The following is a 17,794-nucleotide window of genomic DNA, read 5'->3' as shown; positions in this document are numbered from 1 at the left end:
GCGCAGGGATAAATCAAACAACTAGAGGCATAGACAAGATTAGTTGCACAAATGCTCAACGCCAAAAGCAAAAAACCAGTCACGTGGACTGGTTTTAACAATTATCGCGGCAGCATTAATTGCCTTCGCTGACCATGTTAACCGTGTATTTAGGGATCTCAATCACCATGTCAGTGTCGACCACTTTCGCCTGACAAGATAGACGGCTTTCGGGCTCAAGTCCCCAAGCTTTGTCTAACATGTCATCTTCCAGCTCATCACTTGGCTCAAGATCATTAAAGCCTTCACGCACGATACAGTGACACGTCGTGCAAGCACAGGACTTTTCACATGCATGCTCGATATTGATGCCATTACGCAGCGCAACATCAAGAATGGTCTCACCAACATTCGCCTCAAGCACTGCGCCATCTGGGCACAACTCGGCATGGGGAAGAAAGACTAATTGGGGCATTACATCACCTATATGTTGTCGATCGACTGGCCTTTGAGTGCCACTCGAATAGAATTGTCCATACGTCTGGCAGCAAAATCTTGGGTTTGCTCATCCAGTTTTTCAATCGCGAGCTTAATCGCATCGGCATCATCGCCCGCGGCAACTTGCGCCACATTGGCCATAGTGGCATCGATTTGTCCACGCTCATCGGCATTCAGCAAGTCGCCATCTTTCGCTAACGCGGCATGTAAAGACTCGAGTACCCTCGCCGCCTCCACTTGCTGTTCGGCCAGCATACGACGAGTGATATCGTCTTTGGCATACTTCATCGAATCTTTCAGCATAGTGGCAATTTCAGTATCCGATAAACCAAATGATGGCTTAACTTGAATACTTGACTGCACGCCGGTGGATTTCTCCATAGCGGTCACGCTAAGTAAACCATCGGCATCCACTTGGAATGTCACCCGAATGTGCGCAGCGCCAGCGGCTAACGGCGGAATACCTTTTAAAGTAAAACGCGCCAGTGAGCGACAATCGTCAACCAGCTCACGCTCGCCCTGCACCACATGGAATGCCATGGCCGTTTGACCGTCTTTAAAGGTGGTAAATTCCTGTGCTCGCGCAACCGGAATCGTGGTATTACGCGATACCACTTTTTCCACTAAGCCGCCCATGGTCTCTATGCCTAATGACAAAGGGATCACATCAAGCAATAACAAATCCGATTCAGGTTTATTACCCACTAAAATGTCGGCTTGAATAGCCGCACCAATGGCAACAACACGATCGGGATCGATAGATGTCAGCGGTGGTTTGCCGAAGAAAGCTTCGACCTGTTCACGCACTAATGGCACGCGCGTTGAACCGCCAACCATCACAGTTTCAAGCACTTCATCCGTTGTCACGCCCGCATCACGCAGGGTACGGCGACAGCTGGCAATGGTCTTCTTAACCAACGCCGCAATCATGGCATCAAATTCAGCTTTAGTAACGATTTGCGTCAGTTCAGTCCCATCGGCAAGGATCACTTTTGCTTCAGTTTCTACAGCATCCGTTAAGGCTTCTTTGACTCGACGCGATTCAATCAGCAACTGACGGCTTAATTGTGAGTCGATGTCACTAAGCTGCCACACTTGTTGCATATGTGCTTGCAATAAATGGTCAAAATCATCACCGCCAAGCGCTGAATCACCACCCGTAGCAAGCACCTCGAATACACCGCGATTCAAGCGCAAAATAGAAATATCGAAGGTGCCGCCGCCTAAGTCATAGATGGCAATCACACCCTCTTGCTTAGAGTCTAAGCCATAGGCAATCGCAGCAGCCGTCGGTTCATTCAACAAACGTAGCACTTTAACACCCAGCAAAGCTGCGGCATCTTTCGTGCCTTGGCGCTGGGCATCGTCGAAATACGCAGGTACGGTTATCACCACACCTTGCAGTTCGCCGCCTAAGGTTTTTTCAGCACGGGCGATCAGCGGACGTAAAATCTCCGCAGACACTTGCACGGGATTCACTTGGCCTTGGGGCGTCACAAATAAAGGTAAACCGTTTTCGCTTTCAGCAAACTCGTAGGGGAATGATTGCTCACCGGCTTTGATATCAGCCAGACTGCGGCCCATAAAACGCTTAACCGAAACGATCGTGTTTTGCGGATCCTGCGCCGAACTCAACGCCGCAAGGGCGCCTACTTCGACTGAATCTTGGGTATAACGCACGATAGAAGGTAATGAATGCTGTCCAAGTTCGTCCGGCAGGGTTGCCGTCTCGCCACTTCGAACAGCCGCCACCAAAGAATTGGTCGTACCTAAATCTATGCCAACGGCAAGTCTATGTTGGTGCGGCGCGGCACTTTGACCGGGCTCAGCTATCTGCAAAAGGGCCATATATATCCAACTTAGTAATGCCAACCCAAGCGTGCTTGAGTCAGCAAAGTAACATAAACACGGAAAATCAATCTAACAGAGCGTCTTCGACTCTGGTCAACTCGTCGTGTAATTTTGCCATAAATTTGAGTTTGCGAACTTGATCCGCCGCTAACAATGCATCTTCAGCCTGCTCACTGGTTAACAGTTGAGTCAATTGCTGAGTGAGTTGCGCGCGGTACTGCGCAAAAGATTGATATAGCTCGTCAATACTCGCTTGAGGATCGGCACTATCGCGTATGTCTTCCAACGCCTCGCGCCATTCCATTTGCTGCATCAAGAAGCCAGTATCTTTCACTGTGGTGGTTTCATGGCTTAATTCAATGCCACGCAGCGACAACATATGCTCAGCGCGGCGAATGGGATCTTTTAAGGTTTGAAAACCATCATTGACTTGCGCCGTGCGCTGCACCGACAACAATTTCTGCTGCTCAGTATCATTGGCAAATTTATCGGGATGAACCGCCCGTTGCAGTTCGCGATAGCGTTCTGCAAGTAAGGCGGTATCAATATCGAAGGCAGGGGAAAATTTAAACAGCTCGAAATAATTCATGCGTCAACTTTAGCGGTTAAACAGTGAAACTCTCACCGCAACCACACTCACCTTTTGCGTTAGGATTATTAAATTGGAAGCCTTCATTCAGCCCTTCTTTAACAAAATCCAGCTCGATCCCTTGAAGATAGATGAGGCTCTTAGCATCGATGATAATTTTCACATCATCGATATCAAACACTTCATCGTCATCATTTAAAGAATCAACGAACTCAAGTACATAAGCCATACCAGAACAGCCTGATGTTCTTAAGCCGAGACGCAGGCCCACACCTTTGCCTCGGTTGACTAAGAAAGATCTGACACGATCGGCTGCCGCTGGGGTCATTGTAATCGCCATCTTAACTCCAGATGTTACTTAGCTTGTTTCGATTTGTACTCGTCGATAGCAGCTTTAATGGCATCTTCAGCCAAAATTGAACAGTGGATTTTCACCGGTGGCAATGCCAATTCTTCAGCGATATCTGTGTTCTTAATCGCCGCAGCTTGTTCGATAGTTTTGCCTTTAACCCACTCAGTTACCAGTGAGCTAGATGCAATCGCGCTACCACAACCATAGGTTTTAAACTTAGCGTCTTCAATGATGCCATCAGCACCAATTTTCAACTGAAGTTTCATCACGTCACCGCAAGCAGGCGCGCCTACCATGCCGGTCACGACCGAAGGATCGTTTTTATCAAAAGAACCAACGTTACGTGGGTTCTCATAATGATCTATCACTTTTTCACTGTAAGCCATGGTACTGCTCCAAAATTATCTATTGTAAAGGTCAGAATTAATGATGTGCCCATTGAACTTGGTTCAGGTCGATCCCATCTTTAAACATTTCCCACAAAGGAGACATTTCTCTTAATTTATCAATAGATTGAGTAATTACTTCGATAGCGTGATCGATTTCTTCTTCGGTGGTGAAACGACCGATAGAGAAACGAATTGAGCTATGGGCCATTTCATCGTTTAAACCCAGTGCACGTAATACGTAGCTAGGCTCTAGGCTGGCTGAAGTACAAGCCGAACCCGATGAAACCGCTAAATCTTTCAGTGCCATCATTAACGACTCGCCTTCAACATAGTTGAAGCTGACGTTGAGGCTACCGCTAACACGGTCAATCGCATCACCATTGATATAGGTTTCTTCAATGTGCTTGATGCCATTCCATAATTTGTCACGTAATGCACCGATACGGACGTCATCAGAGGCCATTTCCGCTTTTGCGATTGCAGCCGCTTCACCTAAACCTACGATTTGGTGCGTCGGTAACGTACCGCTGCGCATACCGCGCTCATGACCACCACCGTGCATTTGCGCTTCTAAGCGAATGCGTGGCTTACGGCGAACATACAGGGCACCGATACCTTTAGGTCCATACATTTTATGGCCCGAAATCGAAACCAAATCCACTTTAGTGGCTTGCACATCGATAGGCACTTTGCCCGCACTTTGCGCTGCATCCATGTGGAAAATAATGCCTTTTGAACGACATAGCTCACCGATTGCATCGATATCATGGATCACACCGATTTCGTTGTTAACGTGCATGATGCTGACAAGGATAGTGTCGTCACGCATTGCCGCTTCTAAACGTTCCATCGGAATGATGCCGTTTGCCGCAGGCTCTAAATAAGTCACTTCGAAACCTTCGCGCTCTAATTGGCGACAAGTATCGAGAACCGCTTTATGTTCAGTCTTACTGGTGATGATGTGCTTGCCTTTCTTATGATAGAAATGAGCAACACCTTTGATAGCAAGATTGTTTGATTCAGTTGCACCAGAAGTAAACACAATTTCACGGTGATCGGCGTTAATTAACTCAGCAATTTGATTGCGAGCAATATCCACCGCTTCTTCAGCTTGCCAGCCGTAGCGGTGTGAACGTGATGCCGGATTACCAAAGATGCCGTCCATTGTCATACATTGGAACATCTTTTCCGCGACTCTTGGATCAACAGGCGTGGTGGCGGCGTAATCTAAATAGATAGGAAGCTTCATAACACACTCCGTACTGAGCAGTCTCTGGTAGAGGCTACATACAACGTACAAAAATTATTTTTATATATAACAAAGGCCGTTATAAACTGACTCTTTGTTCCTTTTGCATAGTGTCTTGCTTAAGCGAGATAAATTGCACATCTCGTTTCTGCATCAAGCCAGCAAGACTGATACCATCTAAAAAATCTGAAATTTGTTTGCTTAAATCGCCCCAAAGTGAATGGGTTAAGCAGCGAGTTCCACTCTGACAATTGCCAAGTCCTTGGCAACGAGTCGCATCGACAGACTCGTCTACAGCATGGACAACCATGCCGACTGAAATATCATTGGCTTCTAGGCCTAAGCGATAACCACCGCCCGGTCCACGTACACTGGCAACTAAGCCGTGTTTTCTTAGCTTAGCGAAGAGTTGTTCCAGATAGGAAAGCGAAATCCCTTGTCTTTCAGAGATGTCCGCTAAGGGAACTGGTCCCGATGCTGAGTGGATTGCCACATCTAGCATAGCGGTTACTGCATAACGACCTTTTGATGTAAGTTTCATAACTACCATAGCTCCCGAACAGGTATGCATTATTTCAACATACCCGAGTAATTCAGTCAAGTATTAAAACCTACTAAAACACTCAAGTATATGAGTGTGCAAATAACCAATACCCTTTCATCTTGGTGGGGTATTTAACCTTTTTCTAGCTTAAGATTCAATGCTAGAGCACCAATTAATCGACATCTAGCACGATATAAACCCACAATAAAAGTCATCGCTGCACTGGGACGCGATCAAACTCAGGTTTGATCGCAATATGCGTCTTTACAACAGGATGAGCTAAAGTAAAACGCTAAACGAGACCCTTGCGAGGGTCAGCCCTTACGCAAGTAAGGCCACTAAGTTAAATGATTTCGTTGAACCATTTCTTGAAACTTAGATACTCGGATCAAACTCATCTAATGCACTATGGCGTTTTTCCGCTGCCGCTTTTTCTGCATCATTAAACTCGCCCATATCCAGCTCTGGCAGTTTTTCGGTGCAGACATTACCACCCAACCCTTGAATGGCTTGACACAACTCTTGAACTTTCGAGTCCATCAGATGCATGTGATCGAGCATCTGCCCTATTGCATTGGCAACAGGATCGGGATTATCCGGTGATACTGCGTATGCATCAAAACCGTATTTTTTCGCCATCGCGCTACGGCGTTCAGTTTTCTCTTTCGATTGCGGTGACGGTGATGCCACCACGCGCCCAGGAATACCGACTACTGTGGTATCTTTTGGCACATCTTTCACCACAACCGAGTTTGACCCCACACGCGCACCGTCGTGCATGGTAATAGGACCGAGGATTTTTGCCCCCGCGCCCACCACCACGTTATTGGCTAACGTCGGGTGACGTTTACCCGCCTGCCATGTGGTTCCGCCAAGCGTTACACCATGATAAAGAGTGCAATCATCACCAATCTCAGCCGTTTCACCAATCACCACCCCCATGCCATGGTCGATAAAAAATCGATGACCTATGGTGGCGCCGGGATGGATTTCTACACCCGTCAACCAACGGGAAAAAGTCGATAAACAACGTGCCGTTAAGCGCCAATCGCGCTTCCATAGCTTATGGCTTATCCGATGCAACCAAATGGCATGCATGCCCGGATAGTTAACCAAGATCTCAAACGCGCTGCGCGCCGCAGGATCACGGTGATATATAGATTCAATGTCTTCTTTTAGCCTAGCTATCACGCCCATTGTTTATCCCTTTACGGTCATTCTGTACGGTAATTATTGATGATGAGGATTTGGCTATTTATCTTTAGAACCAGTGACTTTATCAATAGAGGTCAAGATTCCCCTGAGGATATTCATCTCCTGACTCTCAATCCGCGCACGACTAAACAAGCGGCGCAGTTTCATCATCACTTGTCCGGGATGATTCTTAATGATAAATCCGGTTGATAGCAGCGTCGTTTCAAGGTGTGCAAAGAAACGTTCCTGATCGGCGGCCAAGGGATACTCAGTCAGCTCTTCTTCGGCCACTTCTTTTTGTGCGAGGTGGGCAACACGGGTTTCATAACAAATGATTTGTACGGCTTGCGCAAGATTGAGCGAGCTGTATTCAGGATTTGCAGGAATCGCCACATGATAAGTGCATTGTTGCAACTCTTCATTGCTCAACCCGTGGTTCTCACGGCCAAACACGATTGCAACGGGGCCTTTAAGTGCCTCGGTCGCTAATCTCACCCCAGCTTCTCTTGGCTCTAACATCGGCCAATCTAAGGTGCGACTGCGCGCGCTGGTTGCAATCACGAGGCTGCAATCGGCAATCGCTTCAGCGAGTGAATCCACTTTCACAAGATGTTTCAGAATATCCGATGCACCCGCGGCTAATGCAATGGAATGCCCATCGGGTTCAACACGCGGTTCTGCAAGGTACAGATTTGACAGACCCATAGTCTTCATCGCTCTGGCAGTGGAACCAATATTGCCGGGGTGCGAAGTCCCCACTAAAACCACTCGAATATTACTTAGCATGAAACAACTTAATTTAATTCATAAAACGTTGGGGACGAATATTATCACAGCCATTGCCGAATGCTTATATGAAAATCGGTATTTGATATAACTATCAAATCGGGTATAATGCCGCCCGCTATTTTAACGTTCTTTAACATCCAGGGGATTGCAATGCATCCGATGCTGACGATTGCTGTACGCGCTGCCCGCGCGGCCGGCCAAAATATTATGCGCGCCTATACCGAACTTGACCGTATTGAAGTCAGTTCAAAAGGTATCAACGATTTTGTTACCAGTGTAGACAAGGAAGCAGAAGCGACTATTACTTACCAAATTCGTAAATCTTACCCTGATCACACTATCGTGGGTGAAGAGAAAGGCGAAAACCGCGGTGAGAATAGCGACTACGTTTGGATAGTTGACCCTCTGGATGGCACTAACAACTTTGTTAGAGGCATTCCCCACTTCGCGATTTCTATCGCTCTGCAACATAAAGGTAAAACTGAAGTTGCAGTTGTTTACGATCCTGTCCGTGAAGAACTCTTTACCGCCGTCCGCGGTAAAGGCGCAAAACTCAATGATTTCCGTCTGCGTGTGACTAACGTGAATGAATTAGCCCCAACAATGATTGGTACAGGCTTCCCATTCAAGGCCCGTCAACATACTGAAACTTATATGGCTATTTTCGGCGAAGTGTTCGGCCAATGTGCTGACCTACGTCGCGCAGGTTCTGCCGCATTAGATTTAGCCTATGTTGCTGCGGGTCGTTTAGACGGTTTCTTCGAAATCGGCTTAAAGCCATGGGATATCGCTGCTGGCGATCTTATCTGCCGCGAAGCGGGCGGTACAGTTACCGATTTCACTGGCAACCATAACTATTTGATTTCTGGTAACATAGTTGCAGGCTCACCTAAAGTGACCACAGAGTTAGTTAAAATCATGCGTCCATTATTGAACGAAGGTTTAAAGCGTTAATATTAAGCGATTAGTTTCGAAGCGTTAGTGTCAAGTGCTCGAAGTATTAATCTCGACTAACGCTTCGCTTTCAAAACGCTAGATACAAAACGCATAGATACAAAACGTTAGACATAAAAAAGGCCAGTGGCAGTCTCTTCTAAGAGCGCTCACTGGCCTTTTTGTTTATGGGGCTTTCATTCCTAAAACTTTAAGAAGATACTCCTGCAAGCGTGCACTGATTTTCAACGATAACCAGCTCACAGGACGTACAACCACTCAATAGATTATCTACCTGCCAAAGCTTGTGCTGGCGCAATCTGGCTGGCTTTCCAAGCAGGATAAAGCGTGGCGATTAAGCTCATGACAAATGCCATCACAATCACCAGCGCCGCATCTGAGCCATGTAACTCAGACGGTAAAAAGTCGACAAAGTACACATCGGCTGACAGCAGTTGAATACCGAGCAACTGCTCAACTGAGCTGGCAATCGCACTTAAATTCAGTGCCACGCTCACGCCGATAATGCCACCAAGACCACAGCCAAGCAGACCATTCAAGGCGCCCTGCACCATGAAAATCCCCATCACAGCCAAACGGCTCAGGCCCATGGTCATCAAAATCGCAATTTCTGAGGCTTTATCCCGCACCGCCATCACTAAGGTGGAAACGATGTTAAAGCAAGCCACACCAATCACTAGCACTAGCACTAAGTACATGACTGTGCGAACCAACTGAATATCTTGATATAAATGCCCTTGGGTACGGGTCCAGTCACTGATATACACCGACTGCTTTTGCGTATAACCGAGTTCGCGCACTTTCACGGGGGCATCAAACACTTTATCGACGCTAATACGCACGCCAGTCACGCCGCTCTTCATGTTCAAAATCTGCGCCGCGTACTGCATAGGAATATAAGCCGTAGTCAGCTCAAGCTCGCCGCCAAGATTATAGGCGCCAGACACCACAAAACGATGGCTCTTCGCCGCGCGTAAACTGCCCGCCGCTTCTGGATCCATATCCTGTACATATAAGGCCAGCGTATCGCCAATCTCAAGCCCTAACTTAGTGAGCAAGCTTTGCCCAAGGACGATGTGATTTTCATCTTGGCCGAGACTCTGCCAGCTGGCATCACTCATAAATTGCGCCAGTGTCGAGACCTTGATTTCTTCTTTTGGATCGATCCCCACGACAGCTAAGCCTTGAAAACCGCCGGGCTTTTGCACTAAACCTTGCATGCGGATAAAAGGCGCCGCGCCGCGAATACCTTCAATTAACAGCGCGCCCTCGGCAACACTCTGCCAGTTCGCGATAGGTTCGCTCACACCGACTATGTCCGCCTGCGGCACAACACCAAGTAATCTATGTTCTAACTCGCGCTCAAAACCGTTCATCGCCGACAGGACTATGATCAATACCGCCACGCCTAAGGCGATGCCCGCTGTCGATGCGAAGGAAATAAAACTAATAAAGCTGTTGGATTGGCGGGCGCGATAAAAACGCCAACCAATGGATAAGGCTAACGGTCCTTTCATACTTGGGTTTCCGCCGCTAATTGCAGGAAGCCGTTCTTCATCATCAGTTGACGGTCCATACGGGCGGCCAATTTATGATCATGGGTCACCACCACAAACGCCGTGCCTAACTGATCGGCCAACTCGCGGATCAACTCATAAACGGCATCGCCGCTGTTGGCATCTAAGTTACCCGTAGGCTCGTCGGCCAGCACTAACTTAGGTTTATTAATCAAGGCTCTTGCGATAGCAACACGTTGACGTTCGCCGCCCGATAGCTCGGCGGGAATGTGCGTCATGCGATGCCCTAACCCAACGCGCTCCAATAAGGCTTTAGCATCGGCGAGCGCCAGTTTACGATCTTTACCTTGAATAAACGCCGGCATAGCGACGTTTTCTAGCGCGGTAAATTCTGGCAATAAATGATGGAATTGATAGATAAAACCTAAGTCTTGGTTACGGATCTGCGCTTGGCGCGCACTGGACACTTGATATAAATCTTCGCCTAACAGCAAGACTTTACCTGCGGTTGGTTCATCCAACGTGCCCATGATGTGCAGCAAGGTACTCTTACCTGAGCCTGAACTGCCGACAATCGCCAACTGCTCGCCCTTAAACACGTGCAGATCAACATTAGACAACACTTGCGTGGTCACGGCGCCATCATGGTAACTCTTACTGACACTCTGCACTTGCAGTAACACGTCTTGCATTGAAGTTCTCTCTTAAACAGGCTTTGGCATCGATTTATGTCATCAAATCAATGCATTTAATTATTCGCATCTTGCTAAACCGTCGCTCAATTCAACAGTGGCGACGGTGTGCAGCTATTGGCGTATTTACTCGTATTTCTGTATTCGTATCCAGTTACTCGTATCTCTTTACTCGTACCTGAGCGCAGTCGCGGGTTGCACATTGGCGGCGCGCAGTGCGGGATATAAGGTCGCCAGCAGGGTCACCAGTAGCGTACCAATCACGATCACAGACAACTGCATCAATTCCAGTTTCACCGGCAAACGTTGCCCTACGCCTAGAATAGAAATCCCTAAAGTGGTCATAATGCCATTCAGATTCAAGGTGATGAGTATCCCAACCGCCAGCCCCAGCACTAAACCGAGCACTGCATTAAGCGACCCTTGCACCACAAAAATGCCCATCACGGCGGATGTGGTCACGCCTTGAGTTTTGAGCACCGCCACATCTGTGGTTTTATCGACCACCATCATCACCAGCGCCGAGACGATATTGAATGCGGCCACGGCCACAATCAGACTCAACATTAGCGACATCATGTTCTTTTCCATTTTGACCGCGCCGAACAAGTGGCCATAGGTATCACGCCAATCGCTGGTTGTCGCCTTAATGCCTTGTTTAGCTAATATATCCTGCACTTTAGGCGCTAAAGCCGGTGCGCTAAAGGGATCGGCTAAATAGAGTCTAAGCTGATCAATAGCCTCACTGGGTTGACGCATCAGCCGTTTCGCATCTTGATAATGGATATACGCCACGCCCGCATCGACCTGAGAGCCCATTTCAAAAATGCCTGAGACCAAAAACTTACGTTGACTCGGCACTGGACCTAAGGGCGAATACACCACGCCATCGCCACTCAGTAATCGCACCGTATCACCAGGGGCGACTTTAAGTTGCCTTGCCAGCTCAGAGCCTAAAATCACCTTGTAGTCGCCGCTCGTCAGCTGCTCAAATGCACCTGAATAAGTGTGCTGGGCAACCGAAGATAACTTTTCCGCTAACTCGGGGAACACGCCATAAACCTGTACAGCACGAATACTCGCCGCCGATTGCACCATGGCCTGCGTCGACACGCTCGGCGTCACGCCTAATACGCCAGGTAAGGCTTTAAGCGCACTCGCCTGCTCAGTCCAATCGACTAAAGGCGCTTCACTATAAAGGGTTAATTGCGGTACTGCGCCTAAGATACGTTGCTTGAGTTGGCCTTCGAGACCATTCATCACAGAGCTCACGACAATGAGCGCGGCAACGCCTAAAAAAATGCCCGAAACGGCAAATAGAGTAATGAACGACGCGAACGCGTTCGCTTTTCTGGCCCGCCAATAACGGTAACCAATATAGAAAGGAAATCCTGGATTCATTGAAAGAGGGTTGCGTCCTGTGTGCTGAACTTGCTAAATCATGAAGATGGGCACGATAATAGGGGTATTGGTCCTATAAATAAAGAGGCAAGCCTTGTTCACTGACACCAATCCGTATTTTAGTGTGCCTCACCCTTTTACCGCCTACTTAAGTCTGTGGCCGAGTTCCGAGCCATTACCCTCTGAAATGGCATTAAGATCAATGCAATCATTGGGTATTCAGCTACTCAGCGAAGTGAAAACGCTCGAAGCCAATTGCTTGCTGCAACTGCGCCATTTAGACAACGACGCTAAAGTGGTGGTGGACTTTTTAAAGCTGCAATCCCGCAAAGTGGATTTAGTGCTGCAGCATGTATTAGAGAAAGAAACCCAAGAAGGCGAAAAATGCATTGGCAATCAGTTTGGTGGCAGCGGCCTAAGACTACTCACACCCACAGCCTTGGACATCGGCTCAAACTATAAAATCACCCTGTTTATTCACGACGAGTTAGTCGCCATTCTTTGTTTTGGCAAAGTGACCGCCTCTACCGCGCAAAAAAAGCTATCCACCGAGTGCAGCGCCGATAGCGATACAAATAGCGGCGACACACAAAATGCCGAACAACATACTCAGGCGGAACTTCACTCTCCTGCCACGCAGTGGCAAACCGACTTTGAATTCAGTCAAATTCTCGAAGCTGACGTGGAGCAATTAGTCAAAGCCAGCCTCAATGTGCAGCAGAAACAACTCAAGTTACGTAAACTCGCCAGAGACGAGCGTCAATAGCCGCAGACTTTTCACTGGCACCTGCGCCATCAAGTCTCTACAATGTCTGCAACTCTTTGTGAATGAATCAGTTTATCGTACGCCAATGACTCACATATCAGCCCTAACGCCGCCAGCCGTCAAAAATGGCAATCAAATTCAGACTCTGTCCACTGTGGGCGGCGTTTGCCAAGCCGTTACACTCGCCAGTTTAGCGCGTCAACATAAGGGGACGACCTTAGTTGTCACCAGTGATACGCCAAGCGCCTTAAGCTTAGAGCTAGAACTGAGTTATTTGCTCGGTAAAACAGGCATTAAGGTCAGATTATTCCCTGACCGCGAAACCTTGCCCTACGACAGTTTTTCGCCCCATCAGGATTTGATCTCCCAGCGACTCGAAACCCTGTCGCAGCTGTCTCAAATTGAGCAAAACATCGTTATCGTGCCCGTCACGACCTTAATGATGCGCCTGCCACCTAAGGCCTATTTAAGCGCTAACGTGTTTGTGCTGAAAAAAGGTGATAGCTACAAATTACACGATGTACGCCAGCATTTAACCGACACTGGCTACCATTCGGTGGAGCAAGTGTATGAACACGGCGAGTTTGCGATTCGCGGCTCGATTCTGGATATCTTCCCCACTGGGATGAACATGCCACTGCGCATCGAGCTATTCGATGAAGAAGTGGAAACCATCCGCCATTTTGATCCCGAAACCCAACGTTCATTGCAGCCTGTCGACTCGATTCGCCTATTGCCCGCGAAGGAATTTCCGACCGACAGCTCAGCCATCGAAGGCTTTAGACAAAGATACCGTCGCCGTTTTGAAGTCATAGTCAAAGAGCCAGAGTCAGTTTATCAGCTGGTGAGCCGCAACTTGATGCCGGCGGGGATAGAAAACTATCTGCCGCTGTTTTTTGATGACACCGCCACCCTATTCGATTACTTGCCCAAGGACACTCAACTCGTCACCTTAGGGGATATCGAAAAGTCGGCGCGCGCGCATCTGCAAGAAGTCGAACACCGCTATCAAGACAGGCGCGTCGATCCGCTGCGGCCGCTACTGGCGCCTAAAGAGCTGTATCTACTCATCGAAGAGTTATTTGCCGCCTTTAAACCGCTGCCACGTTATCAAATGCACGTGCCGACAGATGGCACCGAAACGACGAAAGCGGTCGTGATTGCTGCCAGCACCCTGCCCGATATCAGCGCCAACCATAAATTAAAGCAACCACTGTTAGCGCTGCAAGATTACGCCAGCAGCGCCAAACGCATGTTGTTTAGCGCTGAGTCCGAGGGTCGCCGCGAAGCGCTGCTTGAATTGCTCGCTAAAATTCAGCTTAAACCTGCGCTGTTTAACCATTTTGATGAATTTATTCAAAGTGATGCCAAGTTAGGCCTTATCGTATCGCCGCTGTCACGCGGTTGTTTGATGCAGATCAGCGCCAAAGATGGCATCAGTATCATTTGCGAAACTGAGCTTTTTGGCCATCGAATTTCCCAGCAACGCCGCCGTGAAAAACAGCGCCAGATCAGTAACGATGCCCTGATTAAAAACTTGGCCGAACTCAAAGTCGGCCAGCCCATTGTGCATTTAGAACACGGTGTTGCCCTCTACAAAGGCTTAGTCACGCTAGATACCGGCGGACTGGTCGCTGAATACCTGCAATTGGAATACGCTGGCGGTGACAAACTGTATGTGCCAGTGTCTTCACTGCATCTTATCAGTCGCTACAGTGTTGGCGCCGACGAAGACGCCCACTTAAATAAACTCGGCAACGAGACTTGGGCTAAAGCCAAGAAAAAAGCCATTGAAAAAATCCGCGACGTCGCGGCCGAGCTGCTCGATGTCTACGCCCGTCGCCAATCTCGTCCCGGCGAAAGCTGCGAGATTGACGAAGAGGAATACGCTCAGTTCGCCCGCGGCTTCCCCTTCGAGGAAACCGTCGATCAAGAAAGTGCCATCATCGCCGTGTTAGCCGATATGCAATCGCCGACCGCAATGGACAGATTAGTCTGTGGCGATGTGGGCTTTGGTAAAACCGAAGTCGCTATGCGCGCCGCCTTTGTGGCCGTCAACGCCGGCAAACAAGTGGTCGTGCTGGTTCCGACCACATTGCTTGCCCAGCAACACTATGAAAACTTTAAAGACAGATTTGCCGACTGGCCCGTAGTCACCGAAGTGATGTCACGTTTTCGTACCGCCAAAGAACAGAATCAAGTGCTGCAGCAACTGGAAGAAGGCAAAGTCGATATTGTTATCGGGACTCACAAGTTACTGCAATCTGAGGCCAAGTTTGAAAACTTAGGCCTGCTGATCATCGACGAAGAACACAGATTCGGTGTGCGTCAGAAAGAGAAAATCAAGGCGCTGCGTGCCAACGTCGATATCTTAACTCTGACCGCGACGCCTATTCCACGGACCTTAAACATGGCCATGTCGGGCATGCGCGATTTATCGATTATCGCCACCCCGCCCGCCAAACGTTTAGCGGTGAAAACCTTTGTGCGGGAATCCGATCCTGCAACCGTGCGCGAGGCTATTTTGCGGGAAATTCTCCGTGGCGGCCAAGTGTATTATCTGCACAATAATGTTGAAACCATTGAGAAATGTGCCCAAGGTATTATCGATCTACTGCCTGAAGCGCGAGTCGTCGTTGCCCATGGGCAAATGCGTGAGCGTGACCTTGAGCGGGTGATGTCTGACTTTTATCACCAAAGATTCAACGTGTTAGTCTGTACCACTATTATCGAAACCGGTATCGACGTGCCCAGTGCCAACACCATTATTATTGAGCGCGCCGACACCTTTGGTCTGGCGCAGTTACACCAATTACGCGGCCGCGTCGGACGCTCGCATCATCAGGCCTATGCCTATTTAATGACGCCGCATCCCAAACGTATGACCCCAGATGCGCGCAAACGTTTAGAAGCCATTGATGCTCTTGAAGATCTCGGAGCGGGATTTATGCTGGCGACGCAGGATTTAGAGATCCGCGGTGCAGGTGAACTCTTAGGCGATGAGCAGAGCGGCCATATTTCGAAAATTGGTTTTAGCTTATACATGGAAATGCTCGAAGCAGCAGTCAAGGCCTTAAAACAAGGTAAAGAGCCCTCGCTGGCGCAAATGCTCAATCAGCAATGCGAGATTGAACTGCGAATCCCCGCCTTGCTGCCAGAGGACTATGTGAGTGACGTCAATATTCGTCTATCCCTCTATAAACGCATTGCAGGTTGCGAAACACAAGCGGCGCTGGATGAACTAAAAGTCGAATTGATCGACCGTTTTGGCCTATTGCCCGAACCGACGCGCAACTTAATGGAAATGACCCTCTATAAACATGAGGCGACTCGCTTAGGGGCGACTAAAATAGAAGTGCACAGCAAAGGTGGTAGCATCGAATTTAGTGATGATCACGTTATAGACCCTATGTTTATTATTGGATTGCTCCAAAGCCAGCCACAAATCTATCGAATGGAAGGACCGAATAAGTTAAAGTTCAGCCTTGCGGCCGAAACCAGTAAAGACAGGCTCGCTTTGGTCAAACTCTTGCTCGAACAACTATCTCAACATCAATCGCAACATCGTCTTGGAGATAAATAGTGTTACGTAAACTCGCGGTCTCTATCGCTACCCTCATTGCACTATCGCACAGTCAGGTCGTCCAAGCGGAAGCTTGGTTCGAAGTTGAAGTCTATGTATTTGAACGCCAAAGTCAGTCGACTGAACAATGGCCAGATGCACCGATCAAGACAAAAACCGATAACGCGATAGACTTGATCTCTCCAGCGGTTGCACAAGCTGTCACCCCAATGGCGAGTGAGTCGGCGCCTTGTACGCTAGTATTTGATGCCGATGCCAATAGCCATTGCGCCGAAACCTTAAACGGTGAGCCAACTTCTGAGCCTGTAGCTGCCGCACCGACCAGTGTTGAATATCGCTATCCGCCAGTGATCCCATCAGAAATCAGCAGCGCAACAAACAGTTATGCCAGCGCCAATGGCGGTCCAGTGTTATTAGCACGCAGCCAAAGCCAGTTTGCGAGTATTATCAATAGTATCTCCCGTGAACGCGGCACGCGCAGTTTACTGCACATGGCGTGGCAACAACCAATGCGTGGTAAAAGTGGTTCAGTGCCTATTCGTTTATTTGCGGGTAAGGATTTCTCAGGTACATATCACTTCGATGGCAGAAAAATCATTAAGCAAGCTCAAGCTGAGCCTATGACTCATGCCGATGGCACGCCTATGCTTGCGCCAGTGGTATCACCGGTGTGGGAATTAGATGGCACACTGAATATCTATTTAAGCCACTATTTGTATATTGAAACCGCACTGAATTTGCGTAAAGAAGGCCGGAAGTTATTACCAGTAATGCCAAGCGATGCATCAGACAGCAGCGCAACGCTCACAGCGCCCAAAGTCATGACACCATTTTTAATGTCGGTGCCTTTGGAGCAAAACCGCCGGGTGAAGAGTGAAGAAATCCATTATTTAGATCACCCCGAAATGGGCATGGTGATCCAAATTCGTAAGATGGCACAACCTAGTGCACAGCAAATAAGTTTGAATGCTGAATCCATACAAACGGTTGGACAATACTGAACCTATACGTAAACCGCAAAAGACTTAAGACAGGACAGCTGTTTAAGACTGTACTTTTAACTTAAGACTGTACTATGGAGAAGTCGAGGTAGATATCATCGGCTTCGTCTTCTCCCACAGTGACCGTTAAGCCCTCGGTACAGGGCACACCCACTTCGCACCAAGCAATTAAATTGTTCACCGCAATATCACTGCCTTGAGCTAAGATTTCGACACTGCCATCGCGGCAATTGGTGACATAGCCTGTCACCCCCAAGGCTCTGGCCTTTGTCAGGGTCGCATGCCGACAACCCACACCTTGCACTTTTCCGGTCAAATTAATTAATACTCGCTTCATCTCACGCTCCTGTTTCACGGAACCTTGTTATAGAAATAAGCATAGCCGCAATTATCCGAAGGCTAAGTGTTAACCTATGGATCTATAGAGCAAAAAACAAACGATATTT

General features: G+C 48.4%; 17 protein-coding genes. 4 read left to right on the top strand and 13 right to left on the bottom strand.

Features of this window, described 5'->3' with window-relative positions; translation table 11 throughout:
• Positions 1-115: 115 nt before the first annotated feature.
• The 9 genes from fdx to trmJ form a co-directional block, all read right to left on the bottom strand.
• Positions 116-454: an ISC system 2Fe-2S type ferredoxin gene (fdx, locus tag Q4Q46_RS11490; RefSeq protein ID WP_006081852.1), complete on the bottom strand. Its 339-nt coding sequence runs from the start codon at positions 452-454 to the stop codon at positions 116-118.
• An 8-nt stretch (positions 455-462) separates the two neighbouring features.
• Complete coding sequence (gene hscA, locus Q4Q46_RS11485; RefSeq protein ID WP_311905997.1) at positions 463-2,325, bottom strand: Fe-S protein assembly chaperone HscA; 1,863 nt, start codon at positions 2,323-2,325, stop codon at positions 463-465.
• Between the two features lie 67 nt (positions 2,326-2,392).
• Positions 2,393-2,917 (bottom strand): co-chaperone HscB, encoded by a 525-nt coding sequence (gene hscB / locus Q4Q46_RS11480; protein ID WP_012089341.1) that lies wholly within the window; start codon positions 2,915-2,917, stop codon positions 2,393-2,395.
• A gap of 16 nt (positions 2,918-2,933) precedes the next feature.
• Positions 2,934-3,257, bottom strand: a complete 324-nt coding sequence (iscA, locus tag Q4Q46_RS11475) for an iron-sulfur cluster assembly protein IscA (RefSeq protein WP_107947761.1) — start codon at positions 3,255-3,257, stop codon at positions 2,934-2,936.
• A gap of 14 nt (positions 3,258-3,271) precedes the next feature.
• On the bottom strand, positions 3,272-3,655 hold the full coding sequence (gene iscU, locus Q4Q46_RS11470) for a Fe-S cluster assembly scaffold IscU (protein ID WP_011072277.1): 384 nt from the start codon (positions 3,653-3,655) through the stop codon (positions 3,272-3,274).
• 37 nt (positions 3,656-3,692) lie between these two features.
• Positions 3,693-4,907: an IscS subfamily cysteine desulfurase gene (locus Q4Q46_RS11465; RefSeq protein ID WP_311905996.1), complete on the bottom strand. Its 1,215-nt coding sequence runs from the start codon at positions 4,905-4,907 to the stop codon at positions 3,693-3,695.
• Between the two features lie 79 nt (positions 4,908-4,986).
• Positions 4,987-5,448: a Fe-S cluster assembly transcriptional regulator IscR gene (gene iscR, locus Q4Q46_RS11460; protein ID WP_006081858.1), complete on the bottom strand. Its 462-nt coding sequence runs from the start codon at positions 5,446-5,448 to the stop codon at positions 4,987-4,989.
• A gap of 378 nt (positions 5,449-5,826) precedes the next feature.
• Positions 5,827-6,648, bottom strand: coding sequence for a serine O-acetyltransferase (gene cysE, locus Q4Q46_RS11455; RefSeq protein ID WP_107404634.1), 822 nt, complete (start codon positions 6,646-6,648; stop codon positions 5,827-5,829).
• A 54-nt stretch (positions 6,649-6,702) separates the two neighbouring features.
• Complete coding sequence (trmJ, locus tag Q4Q46_RS11450; RefSeq protein ID WP_311905995.1) at positions 6,703-7,431, bottom strand: tRNA (cytosine(32)/uridine(32)-2'-O)-methyltransferase TrmJ; 729 nt, start codon at positions 7,429-7,431, stop codon at positions 6,703-6,705.
• Positions 7,432-7,584: 153 nt separating this feature from the next.
• On the opposite strand from trmJ, the gene suhB reads away from it, so the two are divergent.
• Complete coding sequence (gene suhB, locus Q4Q46_RS11445) at positions 7,585-8,388, top strand: inositol-1-monophosphatase (protein ID WP_106650666.1); 804 nt, start codon at positions 7,585-7,587, stop codon at positions 8,386-8,388.
• 266 nt (positions 8,389-8,654) lie between these two features.
• Here the strand turns inward: suhB and lolE are convergent, their stop codons facing one another.
• From lolE to Q4Q46_RS11430, 3 genes are all read right to left on the bottom strand, one after another.
• The gene (lolE, locus tag Q4Q46_RS11440; RefSeq protein WP_311905994.1) at positions 8,655-9,905 is read right to left on the bottom strand and encodes a lipoprotein-releasing ABC transporter permease subunit LolE; all 1,251 of its coding nucleotides are present in this window, start codon (positions 9,903-9,905) and stop codon (positions 8,655-8,657) included.
• A complete protein-coding gene (lolD, locus tag Q4Q46_RS11435; protein ID WP_311905993.1) occupies positions 9,902-10,597 on the bottom strand; it encodes a lipoprotein-releasing ABC transporter ATP-binding protein LolD in 696 nt (231 codons plus the stop codon). The genes lolE and lolD overlap by 4 nt, the downstream gene beginning before the upstream one ends.
• A 168-nt stretch (positions 10,598-10,765) precedes the next feature.
• Positions 10,766-11,998 carry a lipoprotein-releasing ABC transporter permease subunit gene (locus tag Q4Q46_RS11430; RefSeq protein WP_311899256.1) on the bottom strand — a complete coding sequence of 411 codons (1,233 nt, stop codon included), beginning with the start codon at positions 11,996-11,998 and terminating at the stop codon, positions 10,766-10,768.
• 94 nt (positions 11,999-12,092) lie between these two features.
• Between Q4Q46_RS11430 and Q4Q46_RS11425 the strand changes: the two genes are divergently transcribed.
• The 3 genes from Q4Q46_RS11425 to Q4Q46_RS11415 all read left to right on the top strand — a co-directional run bounded on the left by Q4Q46_RS11425 (position 12,093) and on the right by Q4Q46_RS11415 (position 17,348).
• Positions 12,093-12,764 (top strand): hypothetical protein, encoded by a 672-nt coding sequence (locus Q4Q46_RS11425; RefSeq protein WP_261272592.1) that lies wholly within the window; start codon positions 12,093-12,095, stop codon positions 12,762-12,764.
• A gap of 85 nt (positions 12,765-12,849) precedes the next feature.
• On the top strand, positions 12,850-16,347 hold the full coding sequence (gene mfd, locus Q4Q46_RS11420) for a transcription-repair coupling factor (protein ID WP_311905992.1): 3,498 nt from the start codon (positions 12,850-12,852) through the stop codon (positions 16,345-16,347).
• The gene (locus Q4Q46_RS11415) at positions 16,347-17,348 is read left to right on the top strand and encodes a peptidoglycan binding protein CsiV (protein ID WP_300480586.1); all 1,002 of its coding nucleotides are present in this window, start codon (positions 16,347-16,349) and stop codon (positions 17,346-17,348) included. The genes mfd and Q4Q46_RS11415 overlap by 1 nt, the downstream gene beginning before the upstream one ends.
• Positions 17,349-17,409: 61 nt before the next feature.
• Here Q4Q46_RS11415 and Q4Q46_RS11410 read toward each other — a convergent pair whose 3' ends face one another.
• A complete protein-coding gene (locus Q4Q46_RS11410) occupies positions 17,410-17,685 on the bottom strand; it encodes an acylphosphatase (protein WP_106650673.1) in 276 nt (91 codons plus the stop codon).
• Positions 17,686-17,794 lie beyond the last annotated feature (109 nt).

Source organism: Shewanella vaxholmensis, from assembly GCF_031932135.1.
In the GTDB taxonomy this organism is placed as follows: Bacteria; Pseudomonadota; Gammaproteobacteria; order Enterobacterales; family Shewanellaceae; genus Shewanella; species Shewanella hafniensis.
Note: the sequence above shows the minus strand (reverse complement) of the source record. Positions and strands in the feature narration are given on the sequence as shown.